Origin of the sequence: Litoreibacter arenae DSM 19593 (assembly GCF_000442275.2) — a bacterium.
Classification (GTDB): Bacteria; Pseudomonadota; Alphaproteobacteria; order Rhodobacterales; family Rhodobacteraceae; genus Litoreibacter; species Litoreibacter arenae.
On the sequence record NZ_KE557307.1, the window covers coordinates 53,474 to 79,251 of the forward strand.

Consider the following 25,778-nt stretch of genomic DNA (forward strand, 5'->3'; position numbering starts at 1 on the left):
GTGCACATAAACTGGGAGGATCCTATGACAGTACTATCCAAAATCGCATCCGGTGCGGCAATCGCTCTAACCGCGAGCATCATGAGCATCAGCGCCGCTGACGCGAAGAATTTCAAGATTGCCGTTGGCGACAGCGGCGGCAGCAGCCAGGAAGCGACCGGCAAAGCGTTCGTCGAGGCGCTCGAAGAGCTGTCCGGCGGCGAGCACACCGGTACCCTGTTCCTGAATGGCCAGCTCGGCTCCGAGCAGGACACCGTGAACGAAGCGGCCATCGGCACGCTGGATATGTCCATTCTGGCCATCAACAACGTCACGCCGTTCTCGCCAACCGTTGGCGTGTTCTCGCTCCCTTACGTGATCCTGAGCCTCGAAGACGCTGAAAAGCTGACCCAAGGCCCAATCGGTCAGGAACTGACGGAAAACACGATCAATGACGCGGGCGTGCGCATCATCGCATGGACCTATACCGGGTTCCGCCGCCTGACCAACTCCAAGAAGCCGGTCAAGTCGGTCGCTGACCTGCAAGGTCTGGTTATCCGCGTTCCCAAGAACGAAATCATGATCGACACCTACAAAGCCTGGGGCATCAGCCCGACACCGATGGCGTGGTCCGAGACCTTCGCCGGTCTGCAAACCCAAGTGGTCGACGGTCAGGACAACCCTTACACGACCATCAACGCGATGAAGTTCTACGAGGTGCAAAAGTACGTCACGAACATCCGCTACATCTTCTCCATCGAGCCGCTGATCATCTCCGAGCAGGTCTTCCAAGGACTGTCTGCCGAAGAGCAGGAAATGATCCTGGAAGCCGGCAAGAAAGCCACTGCGGCCTCCGCCCAGTTCCTGCGTGACAATGAAGCGGAGATCAAACAGATCCTGCTCGACGAAGGCATGCAGATTGATGACCCCGAAAACAACGAGGAAGAGTTCATCAAGCTGGCAACCGAAGCCGTCTGGCCAAAGTTCTACGACAGCATCGGCGGCATCGAGAAAATGAACGCCGTGCTTGCTGAAATCGGTCGCGAACCCGTCTCCGAATAAACCGGAAATATAAAAATGGTAAGCGCCTTCGGGCGCTTGCCTCAACCGACCTGGGAGGGGAAGATGACTAAATTCTGGTATGTCGTCGACAATATAGAAAGCTACATCTGCCGCACATTGCTGGCGATCTTCGTATGTTTGCTTTTCTTGCAGGTCGTCGTCCGCACACTCTTCGATTTTTCGTTCTCATGGGTCGAAGAGCTTTCGATCTACATGTTCGTCTGGTTCGTTTTCTTCGGGGCAAGCTACGCCGCCAAAATGGGCGCGCATAACCGGGTTACCTTCCAGTTCAAGTTCCTGCCAGATCGGACGATCAAGTATATTGAGGCGTTTGCCGATCTGTTCTGGATCTTCTTCAACGTCTATTTCGTCTATCTCGCGATAGATTTCATCTTCAACAAGATGAACCGTTTCCAGTCGTCGCAGACCATGGGGTTCCACCTCAGCTGGGTCTACATCGTGCTGCCGATTGCGTTCACGTTGATGACGATCCGCGTCATTCAGGTGAACTACAAGAAGATCGTTCTGGGCGAGGATTTGCGCGACCCTGATGCGATCGACCTAGAGGAAGTGCGTGCAGAAACCGGGGATGCCGTGGCAAAGCCACGCCTCGATGAGGAGCAAAAGTAATGGAAAGCGAAATCATTCTGATCCTCTTCGGCGGGTTCCTTCTGCTGCTGTTTCTTGGCGCGCCGATCACGGTGGCCTTGGGTGTCTCGACCCTGATCTCGTTTATCTATCTGGATGAAGACCCGATCAAGTTCGTGCAGATCGCCTACACCTCCGTCGGCTCGTTCCCTCTGATGGCCTTGCCCGCGTTTATCCTCGCAGGCGCATTGATGGAGGCGTCCGGGTTATCAAGGCGGCTAATCAACGTGGCCGAAAGTTTCGCCGGTCCCTTCACCGGTGGCATGTCCGCGGCAACCGTCTTCGCCTGCCTGTTCTTCGGCGCGATCTCCGGCTCCGGTCCCGCAACAACGGCGGCTGTGGGCATGCTGATGATCCCCGCCATGATCCAGCGCGGCTACGGGCGCAGCTATTCTTCGGCGATTACCGCGTCTTCGGGTGGTCTGGGTATCGTGATCCCGCCGTCCATTCCGTTGATCATCTTCGGCATTGCAGCGCTTGGCATGCCCGCTCCGCCTGAAGCCGTGGAAAAATTCGGCAACTTTCAGACCGTTTCGATCCCGAAACTGTTCATCGCCGGTTTCATGCCAGCCTTCCTGATCGCGGGCAGCTTGCTGCTGATGAACTATATCCTCGCCAAAAAGCACGGCTACAAAGGCTCCGCCGAAGGCTGGTCCGCACGGCAGATCTGGTGTGAGCTATATCGCGGGTTCTGGGCGCTGATGGCCCCGATTGTGATCCTTGGCGGCATCTATTCGGGCTTCTTCACGCCCACCGAAGCCGCAATCGTGGCGATCTTCTACACGCTTGTCGTCGGCACCTTCATCTACCGCGAGTTGAGCTGGAACAAGCTGTTCACCGCGCTTGAGACGACGACATGGCTGACCGGACGTGTCTTGCTCATCATGTTCACGGCAACGGTGTTCGGCCGCCTGCTGGTGGAAAACCAGATCCCCGCCGTGATCGCCAACGGCATGCTGTCCGTGACGGACAACATCTATATCATCTGGGCTTTGGTGATCTTCTTCCTGCTGTTCGTCGGCATGTTCATGGAGACGCTGGCAACAATCCTGATTCTGGTGCCGGTCATGCTGCCTGTGGCCTACAGTGTCGGGATCGACCCGATCCACTTCGGTGTGGTGATGGTATGCTGCCTTGGCATCGGCTTCCAGACGCCGCCATTGGGTGAAAACCTGTTCATTGCCTCGGGCATCTCGAACATCTCGATCGAAAAGATTTCGATCGCGGCCCTGCCCTTCGCCTTCATCAACACGATCGCGATTTTCATCATCGCGTTTGTCCCTGAAATCTCGCTCTGGTTGCCCCGCTTCTTTGGCTACTGATCCGCGATCGAAAAGGAGTTTCCTATGAAAAACATGATAACACATATCCTTTGCGCGACGGATCTGTCCAAGCATTCGGCCTACACGATGTGCCATGCGGCCAGCCTTGCGGCGGCGACGGGTGCCAAGCTGCATCTGGTGCATGCTGTTATTCCGATGAGCGACGAGACCAAGACGGCCTTGCGGATGTATATGCAAGCCTCCGGCTCAGGCGAAGCGGCTGACAAGGCGCGGCATGACTACGCGAAAACCGTCATGGCGGAGCGTCAGAAGGAGTTCTGGGATCACGTCGCCGAAGAGGACAAGGACATCCGAAAGCAAGTCGCATCCATCGAGCTTGTGGACGGCTACCCGGCAGAGGTGATCTTGCGCCGTGCCGCGGAGCTGAAATGCGACCTCATCGTCATCGGGGCCCATGAGCACGGCTTCACGCAAACCTTCCTTGGCACCGTCGCGAAACGCGTCTTGCGACGGTCAACAATACCGACACTCGTCGTCCCTTATCAGGACACCAACAAGAACACCTAGTTCACTTAAAATAATGGAGACTACCATGACCAAGACCCTGACAGCTCAGGACTTGTCCGAAACTTTTGATGCCTTCAACCGCCATGACGTCGATGGCGTCATGACCCATTTTGCCGATGATTGCGTGTTCTACACCGTCGGCGGCGACGAGGTATACGGCGCAAAAATCGAAGGCGCAGACGCCATTGCGAAAGCGTTTTCCGCCGTTTGGGCAGGCATGAAAGACGCCCATTGGGACCATCACAGCCACTTCGTTCACGGCGACCGCGCCGTGTCGGAATGGACCTTCTCGGGCACCGGCGCCGATGGCATGCGCGTCGAGGCGCAAGGCGCGGACATCTTCACCCTGCGCGACGGCAAGATCGTTGTGAAACAAGCACTTCGAAAATCACGGCCGCCATTCAAGGCGTAATTGTCATCTCATTGATGGAGCAATAAAATGCCACACAGACCCAAACACTGGCCCAAGGCCAGCTACGACCCACGATACGACCCGATCGTCGACGCAGGCCCCGGTCACAACCGGGACCACGCGCCGACATACTGGATCGGCACGGCCGGAACACCGCCCGAGGATGACGGCCCCGTAACCGGCGATATTGACGCGGATGTCGTCGTCGTCGGCTCCGGCTACACGGGCTTGTCTACGGCAATCCATCTGGCCAAGGAACATGGCATCAAGGCCCATGTTCTTGAGGCGAACACGGCTGCCTGGGGCTGCTCCACCCGCAACGGCGGGCAGGCGCAGATCTCTTCTGGCCGTCTCAAGCGGTCGGAATGGATCAAGCGTTGGGGCGTTGACGTCGCCAAGGGAATGCACGCCGAGGTGTGCGAGGCGTTCGAGTTGTTCAACGACCTGATCAACTCTGACGACATTGATTGCGATCCACAAACCGGCGGGCATTTCTACATTGCCCACCGCGAAAAGGTGATGGCAAAGCTGGAGAAGGAATGCGGCGTTCTGAACGACGTGTTCGGCTACGGCTCGCGCATGGTGTCGCGTGACGAGTTGCACCAAAACTACGTACGCGACCAAGAGGCACATGGGGCAATGTGGGAGCCTGACGGCACCGCGATCCACGCGGCAAAGCTGGCGTTCGGCTATATCCGTCTGGCACGGAAACTCGGTGCAAAGATCCACACGGCCAGCCCGGTCATGGGTTGGAAGACAGTGGACGGCGTTCACCATCTGACCACCCCCGGCGGAACCGTGCGCGCCCGTGCGGTGGCCTTGGCGACGGCGGGCTACACCCCGCCCGGACTGAACGAGAAAACCAAGCATCGCCTGATGCCCATTCTGTCCAACTCCATCGTGACGCGCCCGCTGACCGAAGAGGAAAAGGCGGAATGCGGGTTCAAGGTCAAGTCTCCCCTGACCGACACGCGCACCTTGCGGCACTACTACCGCTTCTTGCCCGATGACCGCGTGCAAATCGGCAGCCGTAGCGCCATCACGGGTCTCGACGCAGAGAACCCCAAGCACTTGGACTTGCTGCAAAAAGGACTCTACCGCAAGTTCCCTGCGCTTGAAGGGATCGAGCTTGATTACTCCTGGTGGGGATGGGTGGATGTCAGCCACGACATGATGCCACGCATCTTCCAGCCCGACCCGAAGAAAACGATCTTCTACGCGATGGGCTATGGCGGCAACGGCGTGATGTATTCTGCCCAAGCCGGCAAGCGCATGGCGCAGATGGTTGCGGGGCAAGGCAAGGATCTCAAGCTGCCGATCTTTACCTCGCAACTGCCAAGCCACGGCATCCTGACTCCCTTCCGCAGGTTGGGCCAGCGCATGGCCTATCCCTATTACTACCTTCGCGACGAAATTCTGTAACTCCTCCAGAAAAGGAATATTCACATGAAAATGACCACTGAAGAGGCCTTCGTTAAGGTCCTCCAAATGCACGGTATCGACAACGCGTTCGGTATCATCGGCTCCGCAATGATGCCCATCTCCGATCTGTTTCCCGCAGCGGGCATCAAGTTCTGGGACTGCGCCCATGAAACATCCGGCGGCATGATCGCGGATGGCTACACACGTGCGTCCGGCAAAATGTCCATGATGATTGCCCAGAACGGCCCCGGCATCACCAACTTCGTGACGCCCGTGAAAACGGCTTACTGGAACCACACTCCGCTGCTGCTGGTGACCCCGCAGGCGGCGAACAAGACCATCGGTCAGGGTGGCTTCCAGGAAATCGAGCAGATGAAACTGTTCGAGGACATGGTCTGCTATCAGGAAGAGGTCCGCGACCCGTCGCGCATGGCCGAAGTTCTGAACCGCGTGATCGAAAAAGCATGGCGCGGCTCCGCACCTGCACAGATCAACATCCCGCGCGACTACTGGACCCAAGTGATCGACATCGAGCTGCCCCAGATCATCCGTCTGGAGCGTCCCCAAGGCGGCGAGCAAGCTGTCAAGGACGCGGCCAAACTGCTGTCTGAGGCCGAGTTCCCCGTGATCCTCAACGGTGCGGGTGTGGTTCTGTCCGGGGGTATCGACGCCTCCGCCAAACTGGCCGAGGCACTGGATGCGCCTGTCGCTTGCAACTACCAGCACAACGACGCTTTCCCGGGCTCGCACCCGCTGGGCGTTGGTCCTCTGGGCTATAACGGCTCCAAGGCGGCAATGGAAATCATCCAGAAGGCAGACGTCGTGCTGGCCCTTGGCAACCGTCTCAACCCCTTCTCCACCCTGCCCGGCTACGGCATCGACTACTGGCCCAAAGACGCCAAGATCATTCAGGTCGATATCAACTCCGACCGCATCGGTCTGACCAAGAAGGTTGACGTGGCCATTCAGGGCGACGCCAAGCGCGTGGCAGAACAGCTGCTCGAAAACCTCGCCGATGGCGCGGGCGACAAGGGCCGCAAGGAGCGCAAGGAACTGGTCGCGCTGACCAAATCCCGCTGGGCGCAGGAATTGTCCTCGATGGATCACGAGGACGACGCCGACGAAGGCATCGACTGGAACGAGCGTGCCCGCAAAGCCAAGCCGGATCACATGGCCCCCCGCCAAGCATGGCGCGCGATCATGTCAGCGCTGCCGAAGGATGCGATCATCTCGTCGGACATCGGCAACAACTGCGCCATCGGCAATGCCTATCCGTCGTTCGAGAAGGGCCGCAAATATCTGGCTCCGGGTCTGTTCGGCCCCTGCGGCTACGGCCTGCCCGCGATCCTCGGTGCCAAGATCGGCTGCCCTGACGTTCCGGTCGTAGGCTTTGCCGGCGACGGCGCGTTCGGCATCTCCATGAACGAGATGACGGCCTGCGGTCGCGGCGACTGGCCCGCCATCACCATGGTCATCTTCCGCAACTANCGGCAATGCCTATCCGTCGTTCGAGAAGGGCCGCAAATATCTGGCTCCGGGTCTGTTCGGCCCCTGCGGCTACGGCCTGCCCGCGATCCTCGGTGCCAAGATCGGCTGCCCTGACGTTCCGGTCGTAGGCTTTGCCGGCGACGGCGCGTTCGGCATCTCCATGAACGAGATGACGGCCTGCGGTCGCGGCGACTGGCCCGCCATCACCATGGTCATCTTCCGCAACTACCAGTGGGGTGCCGAAAAGCGCAACACGACGCTGTGGTTTGACGACAACTTCGTCGGCACAGAGCTGAACGAAGGCGTGAACTACGCCGAGATCGCCAAAGGTTGCGGCCTTAAAGGTGTGCAGTGCATGGGTATGGAAGAGCTGACCGACGCACTCAACACCGCTGTGAAAGAGCAGATGAATGACGGTGTGACCACCTTCATCGAGGTTGTTCTGAACCAGGAACTGGGCGAGCCTTTCCGTCGCGACGCGATGAAAAAGCCGGTCTCTGTTGCTGGTATCAATCGTGACGACATGCGAGAGCAGCAAGCCGTCTGATTGCAACAAACACCGGGGGAGGCATCCGCGTGGGTGCCTCCTCCTTTTCCGAATTCTGTGCGTTTGCACCCTACCCCATTGATTGACGCGCCGGGTCGCTTCCGGTCCGGTCAAGGAGATCATGTCTGATGGCCACATCTTCGGCTTCCTCGCCAACGCTCGCCAGCCGCGTCCCGGCCTTCTTTGCCGACAACGGGCCCGGCTTCGCCGTGTCTGTCGTTATCGCCGTTGCGGCGCAGTTCCTGTCGGACCATTACGGCGCACCCGCGATGCTGATGGCGCTGCTGCTTGGCATCGCGTTTCACTTCCTCGCGGAAGAAGGTCGCTGCGTGCCGGGGATCGCGTTCACCTCTAAGACAGTGCTGCGCATCGGCGTGGCACTTCTGGGCGCGCGTATCAGTGTGGAGCTGTTGATCGGGCTCGGACCCGCACTGATCGGGTTAGTGGTCGCAGGTGTGATCCTGACGATCCTGTTCGGCCTTTTGGGGGCGAAGCTCTTGGGCCGCGGCTGGCGTTTCGCGCTGCTGACAGGCGGCTCCGTGGCGATCTGCGGTGCCTCCGCCGCGATGGCGATTGCCGCCGTGCTGCCCAAGAACGAGCATTCCGAGCGCAACCTGATCTTCACCGTCCTCAGCGTGACCATTCTGTCCACCATCGCGATGATCGCCTATCCGATCATCACCGCGTGGCTGGAGCTTGACGACCTCGCCGCAGGGGTCTTCCTTGGCGGCACGATTCACGACGTGGCCCAAGTTGTCGGCGCGGGCTTTTCAGTCAGCAACGAGACCGGCGAAACTGCGACCCTTGTGAAGCTGATCCGCGTGACCATGCTGGCCCCTGTGGTGTTGGTGTTCGCCCTGATCATCCGCGCCTACGCCGAAGACGATCCAGCCGAGGGTGGCAAACGCCCGCCGCTGATGCCGTTCTTCGTCATCATGTTTCTGGTGCTCGCGGCGATCAATTCATTCGGGCTTATCCCGTCTTTCCTGCAAGGCTTCCTTGCTGATCTGTCGAAATGGGCGCTGTTGGTCTCCATCGCCGCCGTAGGTATGAAAACCTCGCTCAAGACGATCTTCGATGTTGGCGGGCAGGCAATCATCCTGATCGTGGCGCAGACAGTCTTCATCGCCTGCTTCATCCTCTTCGGCCTCACCTACTTTGCCAACTAATTGAATAGGGAAAACATCATGCGCGTCATTGATTTCCAGGAAAATGTCGAAATTACAAAGCGCCGTCTTGCGGATCTGCCCGACCGTGTCGTCGACGGCGACCCCCACCACGAAACGCAAATGCGTTTCAAGAATGACGACGGAACGATGCTTGCAGGGACATGGACCAGCACACCCGGCAAGTGGATCGCCTTCGCGGACCGCGACGAGTTCTGTGTGCTTCTGACCGGCCACGTCAAACTGATCGGCGATGATGGCGTCGAGCAGGAATTCCGCGCCGGTGACAGTTTCCTGATCCCCAACGGCTTTCGCGGCTTCTGGCATGTGCTTGAGACGACCACCAAGCATTTTGTCATTCGCGATTACAGCGCGGGCTGATAAGTCTCCTCACCAGACCCACTGCGCTAGGAGACGATTATGCCCGACCCACGTTTGTCCCCCCTGACGACCCCCTGCCTGCTGGTCGACGAGGCCCGCATGAAACGCAACATCGACCGTCTGGCGCAGCATACGGCGGCCCTTGGCGTGTCGTTGCGGCCCCATCTCAAGACAACGAAAAGCGTCGAGGCCGCCCGCTACGTGCTGGCAAATGGCAACGGGCCTGCCACAGTTTCAACGCTGGCGGAGGCCGAAGTTTTTGCCGGTGCTGGAATCACAGACATCCTTTACGGCGTGGGCATCAGCCCCGACAAGCTGGACCGTGTGCTGGCGCTGCACCACGCCGGGTGCAGGCTGACGGTGTTGCTCGATTGCGCGGCACAGGCCGAAGCGGTTGTTGCGGCCTCAAAGGCCTCCGGCATCGCGATTCCCGCCATGATCGAGATTGACAGCGACGGCCATCGCAGCGGGTTGACGGCGGACGATCCGGCTTTGATCGAGGTGGGCCGCGTCCTGCACGAAGGCGGCGCGGAGCTATGCGGCGTTCTGTGCCACGCGGGCGAAAGCTACGGCGCAATCGGGCGCGACGCACAGGCCGAATTTGCCGAACAGGAACGCCTCGCTGTGGTCAATGCCGCGACTGCCTTGCGCAATGCAGACCTCCCCTGCCCCGTCGTCAGCGTCGGCTCGACCCCGACTGCACATGCCGCGAAAGACCTGACCGGCGTCACGGAAGTGCGCGCAGGCGTCCACGTCTTCTTCGATCTGGTGATGGCCGGTATCGACGTCTGCGATGTCGACGACATCGCGTTGAGCGTGCTGACCACGGTGATCGGGCACCAACCCTCCCGCGGCTGGACCATTTGCGATGCGGGCTGGATGGCCATGTCGCGCGACCGCGGCACGGCAGACCAGAGGGTAGATCAGGGCTACGGCGTTGTGTGCGACGAGATGGGTCAGGTGATCCCCGGCCTGATCGTGATCAAGGCCAATCAGGAACACGGCGTCATCGCACCCCGCCCCGATTTCGAAGGCGAGGTTCCCGATTTTCCGGTAGGCACCCGCCTGCGCATCCTGCCAAACCATGCCTGCGCCACAGCCGCGCAGCACCAGCAGTATCACGTCATCCCTGAAACTGCAGGCGCCGCGCTGAGCACATGGTCGCGGTTCGGCGGCTGGTAGTCACAGCTTTTATAGGAAGTAGTCCTGCTCCGACCCCTCCAACTAACAAGCATTCAGAGATGTTTATTAATTTCCCTGAAATGTGCTCAGGTCGAACACAGGCGAGCCGCTATAGCTCTCATCCCGCATGGTCAGCATTGCGTCGACCTACACAGCGCGCCAATCAGACTACGGCGCATCAAAACCCCTGACCTCTTATGGTCCAGCCTAAGTGACGGGGCCAACTTGTCAAAAACCGAAATCATCGAAAAAAGTACAACGTCTGACGGTCCTATGGCGTCGAGCGCTAACCCATGCTTCGTGGCAAATGACCTGGAATGATGTGACGCCCTACAGACCGGACTGTAGCAAAGACGCGAATGAAAGCTCACTTTTCCACAGGCGCAAACCCGAAGCGCTTGGCTTGATAGACGAAGCGCGTATGCGTCCGGGCCGAGGGGTCTTTGCCGCCGCCGGTGAAGCTGACGTCGAATTCCGGGCGCTTGTCTGCCGCTTCGGACGGCACCGCGGTTACGCGCAGGCTGGTCGGATCAAGCAACTCGACCGACATCTCGTCCGCCAGATCGCAGAAACCTCCGTCGCGCCCTTCGAAATACAGAACCCCGCCCGCGTCCTTCGCGCCTCCGCTTACCCAGAATGTGGTCACCGCGTAGGCGTCCAGATACGTATCGCCGTTCAGGTCAAGGACGTGAAGCTCCTGCAACTGCATGTTGTCGGGGCCGCCCAGATAAGTCTCGGCAAGCATGTCGTAGAGGTTGCCCAAAGGCACAACCTCGCAGGCGGTCACACCCGACGACAGCAAGGACAAGGCCAGCGTCAGCGCCGCGAGTTTCCTAGGGGGCATCAAAGTCAAAGCTGTTCACCGTGCCGGAAATCGAAGGGTCATCAAGATTGAGGTTATACTGCACGCCGATAAGTCCACGATTTTGTGGCAGGTTTGTCCAGCCCCTTATCTCCCTTGCGTGGGCAGCCGCATTGGCTGCGGCGGCGGCCTCGACGGCATCCATGGCGAGTTCCTCACGGGCCTGATTGTGGATCGGGTTGCTTGCTCCGACGGTCGCGAGCCGTCGCCGGAGATTGCGCAGGAAGCCGGTGGTGTAAATATGGCAGCGATACGCCATTGCGATCGCCTTCTCGCTGGTCAGATAGTCGGCGACCGTGCCGGTCCCGACCGTGGCATTCAGGATGTTTTCGATCCGCTTGCGTGCGAATACCGCCAGGGCTTGTTGCAGATCTGCATTCGTACGATTTGCCATCAGCATCCGGTAATAAACCGACCACGTGTGACCGTAGCGGTTGTCTTCCACACCGCTTTGATTGTTGCCGGTGGCGAAGCTGGCCCCAGTGAGCAGCACTGTGCCGGTTTCCGTCGGCATGGTCACCGAGGATGTGTAGGCGCCGTTGCTTGCGGCGATGGGCCAGCTTGTCTGTGCCGAAAGGCCGAAGCGCCCGATAGTGTTTTCGTAGGTCGCCGCATGTTGCGACTCGAGAAACGAGAACAACCCGCCCATTTCGCGCGCCTGATTGACCGGCGGCGGCGTCGCCTGAGCATGGCCGATCACCGCAAGCGTCCAGTGGCACAACCCGAAGGACAACGTAACACGATCGTAGGCGTTCAGCGCATCGTAGTGGCCGAGACACTCGAAATGGGCTGCGGCCCGGATCACCTTGAAAGTGGACAGCTGCGCCGCCGTCAGCCCTGCACCGGTGTAGCCGCCCGTTCCATAGGTGGTTTGCGGGGTCACCTCCGTCGTGTCGAGTTCCCAGATGTGGTTGCCGACGGTCCTCGGACCGCCGTAGACTCGTGCATTTTGGGTGTAGGGGGAGTAATCACCGACCGTCACCGGCTGGGAAATCGCCTGTCCGCCCAGCATCACCTGACCGCTGTAGACGGCGGGAATCGTGAAAGCCCCGCTACGATCTATCGCATACATGCGCAGGGCTGTGGTGTTCCAGTCATTATAGCGCCAGATGTTTTCACGGATCGTGGCAGGGTTCAGGTAATCGCGCGACGGCGCGGCATAGATCACCACAGGGCAGCGATAGCGCCGGTCCAGCCAGTCCTGCACCGCGCGCGCCGTGTCGGCGTTCAGAGTGCCGGTGACATCCCCGCCATACTGAGCCTCGCCGAACAGGGTCGAGGGGTCCAGTGTAATCAGCCTTTGCAGATAAAGCGGCTCTGTCACGGTGACGTCTTCCACCGCCGCCTGCGGCAGCTTCGCGCTGCATTGGAATTCGCGCAGGCCCCAATGGGTCGACCGCCCGAAATCGCCGTCCATACTGGCGAAGATGCCCCCCGCGGCATTCGTGGCCCCGACCGTTGCGGCAGGACCGAAACGGGTGATGGTCTGCCCGTTCGCCCGCCCGCCAGCGACCACCCAATGCCCTGTCTCGAACAGCGCGAATTGCAGCATATGAACCGGCTGTGGCAGGTTGATCCTGTTGGCAATCGGCGGCTCGCCCTCCGTTTCGTCATAGACGCCCAGACAGATCTCGTAGCCGGGCGTCGAGGCCGTGGCCGTCGGGTTGGCGGTGCCGCCCCAAACCGCGTTCGTGCTGCCCGGAACCGGGTCCTTGTCGTCGGTTGCGCCGGCTGCCTCGTAGGAGCTGCGCCGCAAAGGCAGGCCCATGAACATTCCCGCGTTTGCGATAGCCGTGCGTTGCCGGTTGATCAGATTTTCCGGCACGGCCAGTGCAGCGGTCACATCGTCCGGATGCGCCCCGTGTGCCGTTTGCACCGCAGCCAGCAGCGCGTTCGACAAGATAAGCGCGGTCGTCCCGTCGACATTGTCATCCTCGGTCTCGGTGGCATTGCGGGTGTAGCTGTTGATGTGGATGCGTTTGAACGCCCGGATCGCCCAAAGGGCGCGGCCGCCGAAATACTCGTCGATGCCCGCATATAGGCCAAGATTGGTCAGCCGTCGCTTCAACCCAGCGGGCTCATGGATCGGTGGCAGGTCGAAGAACACGTCGAACTGGTAGGTCGGGCCGTTGGTGATATTCACCTCCAGCCGCGCCGAGCGGGTGCCTTGCGGGATGCCCCGCCCCGCCGCCTGATCCAGCACGATTTCCCCGTTGGCCGGTATCGGCTCCGCCGCAGGCATTCCCGGGCGCAACTGGACCGTGCCTTGGGGGACGTCGTTTGGATGAAACGTCCAGCCGAGGTGAAAGCGCACCGATTGCAACCCGCAGGTCGCGCAGGTTGCCGTCGGGGCGTGGTTGCTGCCCCTGCGACCGGCATAGGCCATCGCTTGGGTGGCGGGCTGGTTTGTGGCCCCGACCGCACCGGCCTGCGGCCCCGCGCCCGCACCGGCCTGAGCGGCAACATTGCCCGAATTCGGCGTTGCCGGGACCGCGCCGCCGCCGGTGCCCATCAAGCTGTCTATAATGTCCTGAAAAATGCTCATGTCGCTTCGGTCCCTTTTGCAGTCTGTCGTGCGTCAAAAAAGGCCCGCACCCCGCTGACCATTCCCCGCCGCCATTGTTCGGGATCGGGTTGGTCAGCCCCCGATGAAGGTGCAAAGGCCTGCACTGCCCACGGGTAAAGCGGGTCGCAGTCGAAGCCGTATCCGAAATAGAGCGCCAGAGCGCAGAACAGGGTCAGGTCCGGCCCCGCCAGCCCATAGCCGTGCGCCCGCTTACCCGCCGCTGCCACAAAGCCTGCCAGTCCATCCGGTCCAAGGCGTGCCGCACGATGCGGCCAGACCCGTGCGCAGCTGTCGCATACCGTTTGCAGCGCGGGCTGCGTGTCCGCGTCGCGGTAAATTCCGGCAAGGGCGTCCATGAAGCGGCTGTAGGACGCCAAATCCCCGCCGGTCGCGTCCGCATACAGGTCAATCTCGTGGGCCAGCCGCGTCAGGCTGGGCCGATGGCCGGGCGCATCCAGCCATCCGGCCCGCAGCAAGGCCTGATAGAACTGCGGGTCGGTGGTGAAAAAGCTGCCCCAGAAAAACACCGCAGACAGATATTTCAGGTGATCCCGTCCGGTGACAAATCCGAGGGCCTTGGCGTTTTTGTGGGATTGGGCAACCAAGGCTTGCCGTTCTGTCAGGCTAAGCCGCGCCGCGACTGCGAGATACTGCTCGTCGATCAGCTCCAGCGCGCTCCGCTCGTAGTTGTCCCACGCCATGCGTTGAGCGGCATCCTCGGCAGCCTCGGTGACGATGTCGCTGAGCTTCAACATGCTGCCGCTGCCTCTATTGGCACCGATGCCTCAAGTCGCAGGATTGCCAGATTGTCGGTGCCGTTCGGAACGGCGAAATAGTCGATGCCCTTGGTAAATCGTTCAAACTGCGCCCGCTCCATATTTGCCACGACACTCAACATGACTTCCGGTGCGTAGAAGCGGAAATAGTTCCACCGCCCCGTTCTTTCGTCGAACACGCGGGTGAACTTGCGGAAATGCTTAATCAACGTGGTCAGGTCTGCGGCTGATCGCAGGAAGCAGGCCCCTGCCCTTGGCCACATTTGCCACGGCGGATCGTCCGGCCCCCGCCCTGAAAGCAGATGCCGCAGCAACTCCGCATCAGGTGTCAGGCGCAAAAGATAGGGCGCGACATCCGCCAACTCGCTGCTGCTGCCGCCTTGGAACAGGCATCCGTATTCAAGGCCAGAGGTCTCCAGCATTTCCGGCAGCCCGAAGAAGCGTGCCGCTTCCAAAAGCACAAAGGTCTGCGTCTCTTTGCCCGAACCCGACCAATCTGGCGTGCCGAACAGGCAGGCCTCAAGCTCCGGGTTGTCTTCGAGCCGACGATCAGGGCCAGCCAAAACCAAAGAGACACTATGATGGCAATAAGGCCCCATCGCGCGTGTCTTTCAAAATGAAACTACAACAATTGCGGAAAGCTTGCCTCGGAATTAGCGCGAAATCAACAACATCGCGGCTTTGGTCTCTCTGATGCGCGAACATGCGCAGTGATGCGGTATATTCACCCCGCTGGAAGCCTTTGCCGCACGAGGGTCGTCCAGTAGGAGCAACCCCAGCCGATAACCTCGTCGTTGAAGTCATATGCCGGATGATGCAGCCCGGCCGACGGGCCGTTGCCGATATTGATCATCGCCCCGGGCACCTCGTTCAGCATGAAGGAGAAATCCTCGCCCCCCAGCACCGGCGGCATGTCGAGGGCCACGCGCTCCGTGCCTGCAACCTCCTGCGCCGCGCGGGCGGCCAGTTCGGTTTCACGCTCGTGGTTCACGGTCACCGGATAGTGGCGAACATAGTCCAGATGCCCCGTCGCGCCGAAACCTGCCGCCACGTTCGTCACCAAGCGGTTCAGCTGCTCTTCGACATGGGTGCGGACCTCTTCGCGCAGCGTGCGCACGGTGCCGCCCATCCGTACCTCTTGCGGAATGACGTTGAAGGCGTTGCCTGCCTCGATTGTGCAAAGCGAGATCACTGCGCTGTCCAAAGGGTCGATGGTGCGGGAGGTGACGGTCTGGACGGCCTGAATAACGGCAGCCGTGACGGGCAGCGGGTCGATGGTTTGGTCGGGGCGCGCCGCGTGGCCCCCGCGCCCTTCGATACGGATTTGTATTTCGTCGACCGACCCCATGATCGGGCCTGACGCGATGGTGAACTCCCCGACGGGCATGTTGGGGCGGTTGTGCATGCCATAGACCTCATCGCAGGGCCAGCGTTTGAATAGCCCGTCGTCGATCATGGCTTTCGCCCCTGCCCCACCCTCTTCGGCGGGCTGGAAAATCACGATGACCGTGCCGTCAAAAGCGCGGCTTTGCGCCAGATGCCGCGCGGCGCCCAGCAGCATCGTGGTGTGACCGTCATGGCCGCAGGCGTGCATCTTGCCGGGCACCAGCGAGGCCCAAGGCTTGCCCGTCGCCTCCTCTATCGGCAGCGCGTCCATGTCGGCGCGCAGGCCGATGCTGCGACCGCTGGCGTTGCTTTGCCCGCGGATGACGCCCACGACGCCGGTGCGACCGACGCCTTCGGTGACCTCGTCTACGCCCGCAGCGCGCAGGGCCTCTGCCACGGTCGCGGCGGTGCGCACGGTGTCATAGAGAAGCTCCGGGTTCTGATGCAGGTCGCGGCGGAAGGCGGTCAGGCTGTCGAGTTCCTTGCCGACCCAGTTTTCAATGGCCATGGTTCAGGTGTCCTTTTTCATGCGGTAGCGGAAGTCGCAGTGGCTGGCGCCTTGCATAATCGTCTGGGTGCGCTCCAGTTCGATCTCGGGGTTGTAGCCGATGCAGAAATCGCCGTCGCGGTTGCACGACAGAAGGTGGCCGATATCGCCCAACCCCATTTCCTTATACATTTCCGAATAGCGGCAACGGGTTACGTTGAAATCCCACTTTTCCTCGGTGGCCTCGATCGGCTCGATCCGTAGCGCGTCTTCGCGGGTCCATGCGGGCTGGATCGCGGCGAAGTCGGTCAGGTCGGGGGCGCGGCCCAGATCTTCGGCCAGTTGCTTGCCCTGCTCGATGGCCGAGCGCGAGCAAACCGCCCCGATCACCGCCTCGCCTTCCTCGCGGCTGGTGCGCTCGGTGATGACGTCGAGCACATGCTTGAGGATCATCGCCTCGATCCGGCGGCGCAGCAGGATCGGGATATCGTTCAGGTCCATGCCTTCGGCGGGTGTGTCGGTCATGTCGTCACTCCTTACAGTTTGGGTTCGCGCAGATCCTGGCGTTTCAGCCACGCAAGATAGGTCGGGGCCACGCGGCGCAGCAGGCCCTGCACGGGAAACGGTTTGGGTTCGGTCACGGGAAGCGCCAACTCGCGCGGGTCCATGCCAGTCACGGCGCGGGCCAGTTCGCGGCCCATGGCGGTGCCGAACGCCACGCCGCGCCCGTTGCAGGCCATCCACGCCCAGCCGTCTGGGCCAAGCTGGTGGACGCGCGGAAAACGGTCCCAGTTCATGCCGACATAGCCCGACCAGACATGCGTCATCTCGGGTGTGCCAAGCGTGGGGAAGGCTTCGGCCAGATTGCCCGCGGCCTTGCGCTTCACCCGCTGCGCGACGTTGTGGGGCCCCACGACCGCGCCGCCGGTGATCAGCCGGTTGCGGGCGTCGTAGCGGAAGAAACGCAGATCGCCGCGCGTGTCCGACACCGCCTGCCGCCCCGGCAGGATAGTCTTGCGCAGGTTGTCTCCCAGCGGCTCGGTCGCCATTTGCCAACTGGTCACGGGGATGAGCGACTTCGCCAGCCGTGGGGCCAGTCCCGGCACCAGCTCGCCGGTATAGGCATTGGTGGCGAGGATCAGCGCCCGTGCGGTGATCGTCGCGTCACCGGTGCGCAACGCCCACCCTGCGCCCTTGCGTTCGAAGCTCTGCACGGGGCTGTTCTCGTGGATCGTGACGCCCAGTCCCTCGGCCGCCTTGGCCATGCCACGCGCCAGCCCCAGCGGGTTGATATGCCCGCCAGTGGGGTTGAACATGCCGCCATGCCAGAATTCGGTGCCCAGCAGGTCGGCTGCTTGCCCGGCGTCGAGCAATTCGGCGGGAAACCCGTGACGTTGCCAAGCCTCGACCCGCCGCTGCGAAAGCGCCACGCGACCGGGGCTGTGGGCGGGCTGGAACCATCCGGTCTGCTCGGCCTCGGCCTCCATGTCGAATTCGCGCACCAGATCGAACAGGATGCTGGCGGAGTTGCCGATCAGATCGACCACGCGCTTGCCGGTCTCGCCGTAGCGCTGGACCCAGACATCCGGCTCGGCAGAGGTGAGCACAGGGATCACCTGCCCGTTGTTGCGCCCCGATGCGCCCCAGCCGACGGCCTTGCCCTCGAACACGGTGACGGTATGGCCGCGACGGGCGGCCTCGATCGCGGCGGACAGGCCGGTAAACCCCGCGCCGATGATCGCAACATCGGTCTCGATCACCCCCGTGGCTGCGGGCGCAACGGCACGTGGCGGGGCGGTGTCGGTCCAGATTGACGGGGGAAAACTGACAGATGTGGTCATGACGCGGCCTCGACAGGCTGGAATTGCACCTCATGCGGCAGCCAGAACCAGCGCAGGGCTTCCTGCTCGTCCGTCATGGGCATTGGCTCGACACGATCCGGAATATGGCGCAACAAAGCGTGCGCCTCGCGCATCGCGTCGTCGAAATCGGGTGCATGTGGAGGGTCTTCCGGCGGGACGTTCCACAAATCCGACAGCTGGCGGGGCGGCGCGTCGTCGAAGTCGCGCCGGGCGCGCCAGACGCCGCCAGTTAGGTCCAGCCGGTAGAGGGGCAAAAGCGCAAACCCGTGCGCCGCGATGAAGCCCACCGCGTCAGTGATGCGGTCCACGTCACCGTCCTCGAAAAACCAGTTGACGCCCAGCCGCGCCCAGCCGGGGCGGAAGGCCGAATAGCCCAACCGCACCTGCCGTTCGTGCCGGTCCGCGGTGGCCGCATTAATCGACAAAAGCTGGTGGCCGTATGGCCCCGCGCAAGAACACCCGCCCCGCGCCTGAATGCCGAACAGATCGTTCAGCAGGGCGACCACGTAATTGTGATGCAGCATCCGCTCCCCCACCCGCAGGTTGAACGAGAATATGCCGACCTTTGACGCCCCTTTCGGGCCAAGCAACTCCATCCCCGGAATTGCACGCAAGGCGCGGTCCATCCGGTCGGTCATCGCCGTTTCGCGGCGCTCGACCTCTGCTTCGCCCATGTCATTCTTGAGTTGCAAAACCATGCCCGCGCGGATGTTTTCGATAATGGCGGGTGTGCCCGCCTCTTCGCGGCGTTCGGGGTTGGAGACGTAGGCATGCGCCGTCTCGGTCACGTAAGACACGGTGCCGCCGCCCGTCAGCGTGGGGCGGGCCGTATCCAGAATGCGCCGGTCCGCGATCAGCAGCCCCGACGCGCCGGGACCGCCTGCGTATTTGTGCGGCGACAGGAATGCCGCGTCGATCCGGTCATTCGCGCCGGGCGCGGTCTCGGACAGGTTCACCCGCAGATAGGGACCGGCGGCGGCATAATCGGCCACGCACCACGCATCATGGGCGTGCAACAGCGCCGCGATGGCCCGCAGGTTGGTGCGCACGCCGGTCACGTTGGACGCCGCCGAGAATGCGCCGATCTTGCAAGGCGCGTCGGCATGAGCCTCGAGCCGCTCCGCCAGAATGCGCAGGCAGATTGCACCACTGTCATCGAGCGGAATCCGCTCGACCATCGCGCCACATTCGCGCCATGGCAGGTCGTTGGAATGATGCTCGTAAGGACCCACAAAAATGACCGAGCGGCTGCACAGCCCGCCAAGTGCAAAGGCTCGCATCAGCTTGTCCACCGCGTTCGTCGCACCCGAGCCGGTGAAAATCACCGCATGGCCATCATCCGCACCCACCGCCCGCCGCACGGCGTCGCGGGCCATCTCCCGCAACTGCGTGCTGCGCCGGCCGGTGAACGAAGTTTCGGTATGGGTGTTGCCGTAGAACGGCATCACATGGGTGCGGATCGCGTCCTCGATAAAGCCCAGCAGCCGACCCGACGCGACATAATCGCTATAGATCAGGCGGCGCGGGCCGAAGGGGCCGGGAATAGCAACTCCTTCGCCTATCAGGGCGTCTCGGATGTCGGGGATGCCAATGGTCACGGGTCCGGCCTCATATAGCGATCGCCTCCAGCTTGGGCGGGGTCCAGTGCCGCCCGGGGATCGAGGACAAAAGGTTGCGGGTGTAGGGATGCCGGGGGTCGGCGAAGACCTCTGCCGTTTTGCCGGTCTCCACGATCTCGCCCTTCTGCATCACGATGATACGGTCGCACAATTGCGCCGCGACGCGCAGATCATGGGTCACGAACAACAACGACAAGTCCATCTGGTCGCGCAAATCGGCCAGCAGGCGCAACACCTGCGCCTGCACGCTGACGTCAAGCGCCGACACCGGCTCGTCCGCGACGATCACCTTGGGCCTGAGCGCCAGCGCCCGGGCGATGCCGATGCGTTGGCGTTGCCCGCCCGAAAATTCGTGCGGAAACCGGTTCGCGGCACTGGGCGACAATTCCACCAGAGCCAGCAAATCACGCGCCTGCGCGTGCGCTTTTTCCCGGCTTACACCATGCACGATCGGCCCTTGCGCGATCAGATCGACCACCCGCTTGCGCGGATTGAGCGAGGCCATGGGGTCCTGAAACACCATCTGGATATGCTTGCGCATCTCGCGCAGCTGTCGCGGGTTGCAGGCCAGAAGATCGGTGCCATCCAGCTCCACCGCGCCGGAATCGGCCTCAAGCAGACGGGTCACGATCCGCGACACCGTGGTTTTGCCCGACCCGCTTTCGCCGACGACGCCAAGGGTTTCGCCCTTGCGCAGCTCGAAGGTCAAATCGTCCACGGCGGTGACGGATTTGCGCCGCCCGCTCAGGAAACCGCCTTGCGCGGCGAAGGTCTTGTTCAGCCCCGTCCCCTTCAGCACCACCGGGGCGTTGTCGAAGGATTTGGGCGGGCTCGGCGTCAGCGACGGCACCGACGCGATAAGCGCCTGCGTGTAGGGATGCTGCGGCGCGTTCAGGACTTGCTGCGCGGTGCCGGTTTCGACCATCTTGCCTTGCGACAGGACGACGACGTGATCGGCTATCTCGGCCACCACGCCGAAATCATGGGTGATGAACAGAACGCCCGCGCCCTCCTGCTCCTGCAAATCGCGGATCAGCTTGAGAATCTGGAGTTGCGTCGTGACGTCCAGCGCCGTTGTCGGCTCGTCGGCGATGATGAGGCCAGGCGACAAACACAGCGCCATGGCGATCATCACCCGCTGGCGCTGCCCGCCGGATACCTGATGCGGATACGCGTTATAGGCGGAGGGCGGGTCGGGGATATGCACCCGTTCCAGCATCTCGATCACGCGGGCGCGGCGCTCGGTGCGGGTCAGCTTTGTGTGCAGCCGCAGCACCTCGTCGATCTGCCAGCCAACGGTCTTTTGCGGGTTAAGCGCCGTCATCGGCTCCTGAAAAATCATCGAGACACGTTCGCCACGCATGGCCTTCATTTCGGTCTCGGACTTGGCGAGGATATCCTCCCCCTGCACCGAGATGGCACCGCCTGCGACATGCACATGCGGCTCTGGCAGAAGCCGCATGATTGCGCCCGCCGTCAGCGATTTGCCGGAGCCGGACTCGCCCACAAGGCACACGACTTCGCCGCGGCGCACCTCCAGATCAAGGCCTTCCAAAGCAAAGGGGCGGTCCGATCCTTCGGGCAGCGCAATTTTGAGGTTTTCGATCTTCAGCGCGAACTCGGTCATTTCTTCTGCCTCGGGTTCAGCGCGTCGTTCAACCCCTCGCCCAGCAGGGAAAAGGACAGCACGGTCAAAACGATGGCGATGCCGGGGATGGCCGCGCAATACCATGCGGTGCGCAAGACCGCCCTGCCCTGCCCGATCATGTTGCCCCAGCTTGCATAGTTGGGGTCGCCCAATGCCAGAAACGCCAAGGCGCTTTCCAGCAGGATCGACAGCGCCATGACGACCGAGGCGTAAACGATGATTGGCGGGATGGCGTTTGGCATGATCTCCTTGAAGATCATCGCCGTATTCGACACCCCCAGATTGCGTGCGGCATCCACGAATTCGCGGTTGCGCAGGGCCATGAATTCGGCCCTGACCATACGGGCGGGGGCGGTCCAGCTGACGATGCCGATGGCCAAGGCGATCCATTCGATCTTGGAGCCGAGGATCGCCACCAGCGTCAGCAGCAAAACGAAGCTGGGAATGGTCTGGAACGCTTCGGTGATGCGCATCAGAACGTCGTCGACCCAGCCGCCGAAATACCCCGACAGCGCCCCGATCACGATGCCGATGCCGATCGAAATCAACGTCGCCACCACGCCCACCAGCAGCGAGATCCGCGCACCATAGAACAGCATCGCAAGGATATCGCGGCCAAGCTGGTCGGTGCCCAGCGGGGTGTCCCAGTTGGCGAACGGCGCGGTCAGCGGAACACCTGCGCGGCGTAGGGGATCATTGGGCTCGATAAGCCCCGCGGTCAGGGCCATGCCGACGACGAGCGTGAACAAAAACAGCCCCAGAAGTGCGGCCCGGTTGCGCCGGAAGCGGCGCCACAAAACGACCGGACGAGACGGCTCTGGCGGGGGAAGGTCGGTGGCGGCGGTTGTCATGTCAGCTTGATCCTGCTGTCGAGACGGGCATAGAGGAGGTCGGTCAGGAAGTTCACCACCACGACGATGATCGAGCACAGGAAGATGATGCCCATCAGCGTGTTCATGTCGCGCTGGATCACCGACTGATAGGCCAGCTGACCCAGCCCCGGCAGTGTGAAAATCGTCTCCACCACCACGGAGCCCCCCAGAACCGTCGAGAATTGCAGCCCGAGCAGTGTGACCACGGGCAACAGCGCGTTGCGCATGATGTGATGGACCATCAACCGGCTTTCGCCCGCGCCCTTGGCGCGGGCCGTGCGCACATAGTCCAGCTCCGCCACCTCAAGCACCGAGGCCCGCATCAGCCGCAAATAGAACGACAGGTAGATCAGCGACAGCGCGGCGGTCGGCATAATCAGGTGGCGGGCGACGTCCACCACATGATCCCAGCCGGTGTAAAATCCGGTGATGGTCTTGATCCCGCCCACCGGCAGCCAGCCCAGCTTGACCGAAAACAAGAGGATCATCATCAGCGACAGGAAAAAGCTTGGCGTGGCATAGAAGATCAAGCCAAGGGTCGAAATCAGGTTGTCGGTTGTCGAATAGGCCCGCCGCGCCGCGATGGCACCCAGAAAGATGCCGATGGTGAACGCCACGCTGAGCGACGTGGCCATCAGCAAAAGCGTGGTGCCGAGCCGGTCCATCAATATCCGCGAAACCGGCTGTTCATAGACAAAGGACCAGCCGAAATCGAACATCGCAAGCTTGCTCATGTAGCGCCAGAGCTGCACCCAGACCGGCTGATCAAGCCCGTACTCGATCCGCAACCGCTCGATAAACGCGGCGTCGGCGCCGCCCATGTCGCCCACCAGCGCATCGACCGTGTCCCCCGGTGCAAGTTTCAGCAGAAGGAATGTCCCGATCATGATCAGGATGACCACAGGCACGGCCTGAAACAGCCGTCGCAGCGCATAGGACAGGATCGGGGGGATGGGGAGCGGCATAGATAGTCTTTCCGTTAACCCGCCTCGGGACAGCAGGTTCGGGCAAAAGCGCGGGCGGTGCCTGTCGGGGCACCGCCCGCAAAGCGGAGCGTTATTCGTTCAGCCAGAGGTCATACCAGCTGCTCGAGTTCCAGCGCGGGGTGTTGTGATGGTTCATCAGTTTTTTGCTGGTGACCGAGATGAACGGATGCTCGATCGCGAAGATCACCGGCAGCTCGTCCATCGCGCGGCGCTGGATCTCGTGGTACATGCCCGCGCGTTTTTCAGGGTCCAGCTCGGACGCGGCGTCGTCGATCATCTGGTCTATCTCTTCGCTCTTCCAGCCGAACTGGTTGGTCCATGGCGAACCCTCGGGCAGACCCGAACGCAGCCAGACCATTGTCGACACCGCAGGGTCGGACCGGAACTGGTGCCAGCCATTGGCCGTATCGAAGTCATGGTCACGATACACCCCGTTCAGGAAGCCCGGCGCGTCGTTGTTCAGAAGCTCCACGTCGATGTCGATCGCCTTCATTGCCTGGGCAAAGTATTCCCCCCAAAGCTGCGTATATTCCCCCCACGGCGCGGGGCGGTGGCGCAGCTTGAAGCGGAAGCCGTCGTCCTTGACCGGATAGCCCGCATCATCGAGCATCTTCTTGGCCAGCTCGACATCATAGGGATAGGTCGTCACGTCGTCGGTGTAGTTCGCGCCACCGACCGACGGTACAGGCCCGCGTCCCGGCTTGGCGAAGCCGCGCATGATGTTCTGGATCGCAAAGTCGACATCCAGCCCGTGATGGATCGCGCGGCGCACATTCACATCGGCCAGTATCGGATTGCGGTGATTGAACTCGACGGTCGAGTGGGCGACGTTGTTCTCATACCCCTTGGTGCCAACGTCGAAGCGGTCGTCATTGGACAGACGCTCCACATCCGCCATCGAAACGCCGATGAAGCCGGATTCGTGTATTTCGCCCGCTTCAAGCGCGGCTGCGGCCGCCGACTTGTCCTTGATGAAACGCCAGACGATCCGGTCTAGATAGGGGTAACCCTCGCGCCAGTAGTCTTCGTTGCGTTCGGCCAGCACATATTGCCCGCGCTCGTATTCCACGAACTTGAACGGGCCGGTGCCGACAGGCGCGGTGTTGTGGTCGTTCTTGAGAATGTCCGTGCCCTCGTAAAGGTGCTTGGGCGCTGGATGGCCCAGATCGGGCATCGCCGCGACAAACAGATCCAGCGGCATCGGCTCGGAATAGTTGAACAGCGCGGTATGCGGATCGGGGCAATCCACGGATTCCAGATTTGCCTGAAGCGAGGAGGAGTAGTTCAGCAGCTCTTTCCACATCTCCATCGCCGTGAACGCCACGTCGTCGCAGGTGAAGTCCTCGCCGTCATGCCATTTGACGCCTTCGCGCAGCTTCACCGTGATTTGCTTGCCGTCGTCAGAGGAGGACCATTCCGTTGCCAGAACCGGGACGTAGCCGTCATAGGTCTTGTCGATCAGCGGCTCCATGATCTTGCCGGAGATGTTGTAGACGCCGGTTGAAGCGCGCAACGCCGGGTTGAGAGTCCGCTGCTCCGAAATCATGTGGATCACGGCGGTGCCGCCGCGCTTGACCTCTTCCTGAGCTTGCACCGGATTTGCGGTAAGGCTCAAACCCATGCAGCCCACTGCGGTGGCGTACAATAAATTCTGCGCTTTCGTCATCCACTTCTCTCCTTGTCGGTTAGGTTGGTTCCACGCCTCAGGGGCGCTGTTGATTGAAAGTTTGAACGAAAGCTTGACTTAAGGTCAACAAGTATCTTCAAATTCCGTCCAAAGGAAAATTTCATGCTAATAGAGGCCCTATCTGTGGAATAAAAAGGCGCTTGCACGCAGGGTCGGGAGGGTCAGATGTCAAAAACTGTCTGGATAACCGGGGCCGGTTCGGGCATCGGTGCGGCAATGGCGCAGGCATTTGCCGCCGCCGGTTTTCGCACAGCCCTGACCGCCCGAACCGAAGAATCGCTCGATGTCGTGCGCGACGGCCTGCCCGCGGGCGCGGACTGCCTGATCGTTCCCGGTGACGTCACCGACCGCGACGGCATGGCCGCTGCGGCGGGGCGTATTGCCGACTGGGGCGACGGGCTACATGTAGTTTGCAATAACGCAGGCCTCAACATTCCGAAGCGCGACTGGGCCGATCTCGACTGGGACAGTTGGGACCGTGTGCTCCAAGTCAACCTAACCGGCGCACTGAACGTCATCGCCGCCTGTTTGCCTGCCATGCGCACGCAGCAAGACGGGGTGATGATCCACACCTCAAGCTGGGCGGGCCGCTATCATTCGACCGTTTCCGGTGTGGCCTATGGCGCGTCCAAGCACGCGCTTTCAGACATCTCGGCCAGCCTCAACGATCAGGAAGGGCGCAATGGCATCCGCTCCACCGCGCTGTGTCCGGCCGAGGTTGCGACGCCCCTGCTGGCCAAACGTCCGGGCTTCGACCAGAGCAGTCTGGCGCGGATGATCCAGCCCGAGGACATGGCCCGCGTCGCCCTGTTCGTCGCCCAGACCCAGCCGGGCATCGTATTGAACGAAGTCGTCGTCTCGCCGGTGCGCCGCTGACCAATCATCCATCA

General features: G+C 61.6%; 22 protein-coding genes and 2 pseudogenes. 12 read left to right on the top strand and 12 right to left on the bottom strand.

The window, feature by feature from the left end:
- Positions 1-24: 24 nt before the first annotated feature.
- The 11 genes and pseudogenes from THALAR_RS07500 to THALAR_RS07550 all read left to right on the top strand — a co-directional run bounded on the left by THALAR_RS07500 (position 25) and on the right by THALAR_RS07550 (position 10,137).
- A complete protein-coding gene (locus THALAR_RS07500; protein ID WP_021100916.1) occupies positions 25-1,041 on the top strand; it encodes a TRAP transporter substrate-binding protein in 1,017 nt (338 codons plus the stop codon).
- Positions 1,042-1,104: 63 nt separating this feature from the next.
- Positions 1,105-1,671 (top strand): TRAP transporter small permease, encoded by a 567-nt coding sequence (locus tag THALAR_RS07505; RefSeq protein WP_021100917.1) that lies wholly within the window; start codon positions 1,105-1,107, stop codon positions 1,669-1,671.
- Entirely contained in the window at positions 1,671-3,011 is a 1,341-nt protein-coding gene (locus THALAR_RS07510) for a TRAP transporter large permease (protein ID WP_021100918.1), read from the top strand. Before THALAR_RS07505 ends, THALAR_RS07510 begins: the two co-directional genes overlap by 1 nt.
- A gap of 24 nt (positions 3,012-3,035) precedes the next feature.
- Positions 3,036-3,539 carry a universal stress protein gene (locus THALAR_RS07515; RefSeq protein WP_021100919.1) on the top strand — a complete coding sequence of 168 codons (504 nt, stop codon included), beginning with the start codon at positions 3,036-3,038 and terminating at the stop codon, positions 3,537-3,539.
- A 25-nt stretch (positions 3,540-3,564) separates the two neighbouring features.
- Positions 3,565-3,951, top strand: a complete 387-nt coding sequence (locus tag THALAR_RS07520; protein WP_021100920.1) for a nuclear transport factor 2 family protein — start codon at positions 3,565-3,567, stop codon at positions 3,949-3,951.
- A gap of 27 nt (positions 3,952-3,978) precedes the next feature.
- Positions 3,979-5,373 carry an NAD(P)/FAD-dependent oxidoreductase gene (locus tag THALAR_RS07525; protein WP_021100921.1) on the top strand — a complete coding sequence of 465 codons (1,395 nt, stop codon included), beginning with the start codon at positions 3,979-3,981 and terminating at the stop codon, positions 5,371-5,373.
- 24 nt (positions 5,374-5,397) lie between these two features.
- A pseudogene (xsc, locus tag THALAR_RS07530) lies at positions 5,398-6,858 on the top strand (sulfoacetaldehyde acetyltransferase); the annotation flags it as partial.
- Between the two features lies 1 nt (position 6,859).
- Positions 6,860-7,408, top strand: a pseudogene (locus THALAR_RS07535) (thiamine pyrophosphate-dependent enzyme); the annotation flags it as partial.
- Positions 7,409-7,536: 128 nt separating this feature from the next.
- The gene (locus tag THALAR_RS07540) at positions 7,537-8,577 is read left to right on the top strand and encodes a YeiH family protein (protein WP_021100924.1); all 1,041 of its coding nucleotides are present in this window, start codon (positions 7,537-7,539) and stop codon (positions 8,575-8,577) included.
- A gap of 18 nt (positions 8,578-8,595) precedes the next feature.
- Positions 8,596-8,955: a cupin domain-containing protein gene (locus tag THALAR_RS07545; RefSeq protein ID WP_021100925.1), complete on the top strand. Its 360-nt coding sequence runs from the start codon at positions 8,596-8,598 to the stop codon at positions 8,953-8,955.
- A 39-nt stretch (positions 8,956-8,994) separates the two neighbouring features.
- Positions 8,995-10,137 carry a DSD1 family PLP-dependent enzyme gene (locus THALAR_RS07550; protein ID WP_021100926.1) on the top strand — a complete coding sequence of 381 codons (1,143 nt, stop codon included), beginning with the start codon at positions 8,995-8,997 and terminating at the stop codon, positions 10,135-10,137.
- A 367-nt stretch (positions 10,138-10,504) separates the two neighbouring features.
- On the opposite strand, the gene THALAR_RS07555 is transcribed toward THALAR_RS07550, so the two are convergent.
- From THALAR_RS07555 to THALAR_RS07610, 12 genes are all read right to left on the bottom strand, one after another.
- Positions 10,505-10,981: a hypothetical protein gene (locus THALAR_RS07555; protein WP_021100927.1), complete on the bottom strand. Its 477-nt coding sequence runs from the start codon at positions 10,979-10,981 to the stop codon at positions 10,505-10,507.
- Positions 10,971-13,544: a hypothetical protein gene (locus THALAR_RS07560; protein ID WP_021100928.1), complete on the bottom strand. Its 2,574-nt coding sequence runs from the start codon at positions 13,542-13,544 to the stop codon at positions 10,971-10,973. The genes THALAR_RS07555 and THALAR_RS07560 overlap by 11 nt, the downstream gene beginning before the upstream one ends.
- Positions 13,541-14,320 carry a hypothetical protein gene (locus THALAR_RS07565; protein ID WP_021100929.1) on the bottom strand — a complete coding sequence of 260 codons (780 nt, stop codon included), beginning with the start codon at positions 14,318-14,320 and terminating at the stop codon, positions 13,541-13,543. The genes THALAR_RS07560 and THALAR_RS07565 overlap by 4 nt, the downstream gene beginning before the upstream one ends.
- A complete protein-coding gene (locus tag THALAR_RS07570) occupies positions 14,314-14,940 on the bottom strand; it encodes a DUF4123 domain-containing protein (protein WP_021100930.1) in 627 nt (208 codons plus the stop codon). Before THALAR_RS07570 ends, THALAR_RS07565 begins: the two co-directional genes overlap by 7 nt.
- A 125-nt stretch (positions 14,941-15,065) precedes the next feature.
- On the bottom strand, positions 15,066-16,235 hold the full coding sequence (locus THALAR_RS07575) for a M20 aminoacylase family protein (RefSeq protein ID WP_021100931.1): 1,170 nt from the start codon (positions 16,233-16,235) through the stop codon (positions 15,066-15,068).
- Between the two features lie 3 nt (positions 16,236-16,238).
- Entirely contained in the window at positions 16,239-16,739 is a 501-nt protein-coding gene (locus THALAR_RS07580) for an L-2-amino-thiazoline-4-carboxylic acid hydrolase (protein ID WP_021100932.1), read from the bottom strand.
- Between the two features lie 11 nt (positions 16,740-16,750).
- Complete coding sequence (locus THALAR_RS07585; protein ID WP_021100933.1) at positions 16,751-18,055, bottom strand: NAD(P)/FAD-dependent oxidoreductase; 1,305 nt, start codon at positions 18,053-18,055, stop codon at positions 16,751-16,753.
- Positions 18,052-19,674 (bottom strand): aminotransferase class V-fold PLP-dependent enzyme, encoded by a 1,623-nt coding sequence (locus THALAR_RS07590; protein WP_021100934.1) that lies wholly within the window; start codon positions 19,672-19,674, stop codon positions 18,052-18,054. The genes THALAR_RS07585 and THALAR_RS07590 overlap by 4 nt, the downstream gene beginning before the upstream one ends.
- A gap of 10 nt (positions 19,675-19,684) precedes the next feature.
- Positions 19,685-21,322 (bottom strand): ABC transporter ATP-binding protein, encoded by a 1,638-nt coding sequence (locus THALAR_RS07595; protein ID WP_021100935.1) that lies wholly within the window; start codon positions 21,320-21,322, stop codon positions 19,685-19,687.
- On the bottom strand, positions 21,319-22,194 hold the full coding sequence (locus THALAR_RS07600) for an ABC transporter permease (RefSeq protein ID WP_021100936.1): 876 nt from the start codon (positions 22,192-22,194) through the stop codon (positions 21,319-21,321). Before THALAR_RS07600 ends, THALAR_RS07595 begins: the two co-directional genes overlap by 4 nt.
- On the bottom strand, positions 22,191-23,180 hold the full coding sequence (locus tag THALAR_RS07605; RefSeq protein WP_021100937.1) for an ABC transporter permease: 990 nt from the start codon (positions 23,178-23,180) through the stop codon (positions 22,191-22,193). Before THALAR_RS07605 ends, THALAR_RS07600 begins: the two co-directional genes overlap by 4 nt.
- Positions 23,181-23,271: 91 nt before the next feature.
- Positions 23,272-24,867, bottom strand: coding sequence for an ABC transporter substrate-binding protein (locus THALAR_RS07610; RefSeq protein WP_040817995.1), 1,596 nt, complete (start codon positions 24,865-24,867; stop codon positions 23,272-23,274).
- A 186-nt stretch (positions 24,868-25,053) separates the two neighbouring features.
- Between THALAR_RS07610 and THALAR_RS07615 the strand changes: the two genes are divergently transcribed.
- A complete protein-coding gene (locus THALAR_RS07615) occupies positions 25,054-25,764 on the top strand; it encodes an SDR family oxidoreductase (RefSeq protein ID WP_021100939.1) in 711 nt (236 codons plus the stop codon).
- The last annotated feature ends 14 nt before the right edge of the window (positions 25,765-25,778 follow it).

Coding starts and splice junctions, on each gene's coding strand:
- THALAR_RS07500 (WP_021100916.1), top strand. CDS start 25: ATGACAGTACTATCCAAAATCGCATCCGGTGCGGCAATCGCTCTAACC.
- THALAR_RS07515 (WP_021100919.1), top strand. CDS start 3,036: ATGAAAAACATGATAACACATATCCTTTGCGCGACGGATCTGTCCAAG.
- THALAR_RS07615 (WP_021100939.1), top strand. CDS start 25,054: ATGTCAAAAACTGTCTGGATAACCGGGGCCGGTTCGGGCATCGGTGCG.
- THALAR_RS07610 (WP_040817995.1), bottom strand. CDS start 24,867: ATGACGAAAGCGCAGAATTTATTGTACGCCACCGCAGTGGGCTGCATG.
- THALAR_RS07595 (WP_021100935.1), bottom strand. CDS start 21,322: ATGACCGAGTTCGCGCTGAAGATCGAAAACCTCAAAATTGCGCTGCCC.
- THALAR_RS07580 (WP_021100932.1), bottom strand. CDS start 16,739: ATGACCGACACACCCGCCGAAGGCATGGACCTGAACGATATCCCGATC.
- THALAR_RS07525 (WP_021100921.1), top strand. CDS start 3,979: ATGCCACACAGACCCAAACACTGGCCCAAGGCCAGCTACGACCCACGA.
- THALAR_RS07505 (WP_021100917.1), top strand. CDS start 1,105: ATGACTAAATTCTGGTATGTCGTCGACAATATAGAAAGCTACATCTGC.
- THALAR_RS07550 (WP_021100926.1), top strand. CDS start 8,995: ATGCCCGACCCACGTTTGTCCCCCCTGACGACCCCCTGCCTGCTGGTC.
- THALAR_RS07555 (WP_021100927.1), bottom strand. CDS start 10,981: ATGCCCCCTAGGAAACTCGCGGCGCTGACGCTGGCCTTGTCCTTGCTG.
- THALAR_RS07600 (WP_021100936.1), bottom strand. CDS start 22,194: ATGACAACCGCCGCCACCGACCTTCCCCCGCCAGAGCCGTCTCGTCCG.
- THALAR_RS07560 (WP_021100928.1), bottom strand. CDS start 13,544: ATGAGCATTTTTCAGGACATTATAGACAGCTTGATGGGCACCGGCGGC.
- THALAR_RS07585 (WP_021100933.1), bottom strand. CDS start 18,055: ATGACCACATCTGTCAGTTTTCCCCCGTCAATCTGGACCGACACCGCC.
- THALAR_RS07545 (WP_021100925.1), top strand. CDS start 8,596: ATGCGCGTCATTGATTTCCAGGAAAATGTCGAAATTACAAAGCGCCGT.
- THALAR_RS07540 (WP_021100924.1), top strand. CDS start 7,537: ATGGCCACATCTTCGGCTTCCTCGCCAACGCTCGCCAGCCGCGTCCCG.
- THALAR_RS07575 (WP_021100931.1), bottom strand. CDS start 16,235: ATGGCCATTGAAAACTGGGTCGGCAAGGAACTCGACAGCCTGACCGCC.
- THALAR_RS07510 (WP_021100918.1), top strand. CDS start 1,671: ATGGAAAGCGAAATCATTCTGATCCTCTTCGGCGGGTTCCTTCTGCTG.
- THALAR_RS07605 (WP_021100937.1), bottom strand. CDS start 23,180: ATGCCGCTCCCCATCCCCCCGATCCTGTCCTATGCGCTGCGACGGCTG.
- THALAR_RS07565 (WP_021100929.1), bottom strand. CDS start 14,320: ATGTTGAAGCTCAGCGACATCGTCACCGAGGCTGCCGAGGATGCCGCT.
- THALAR_RS07520 (WP_021100920.1), top strand. CDS start 3,565: ATGACCAAGACCCTGACAGCTCAGGACTTGTCCGAAACTTTTGATGCC.
- THALAR_RS07570 (WP_021100930.1), bottom strand. CDS start 14,940: ATGGGGCCTTATTGCCATCATAGTGTCTCTTTGGTTTTGGCTGGCCCT.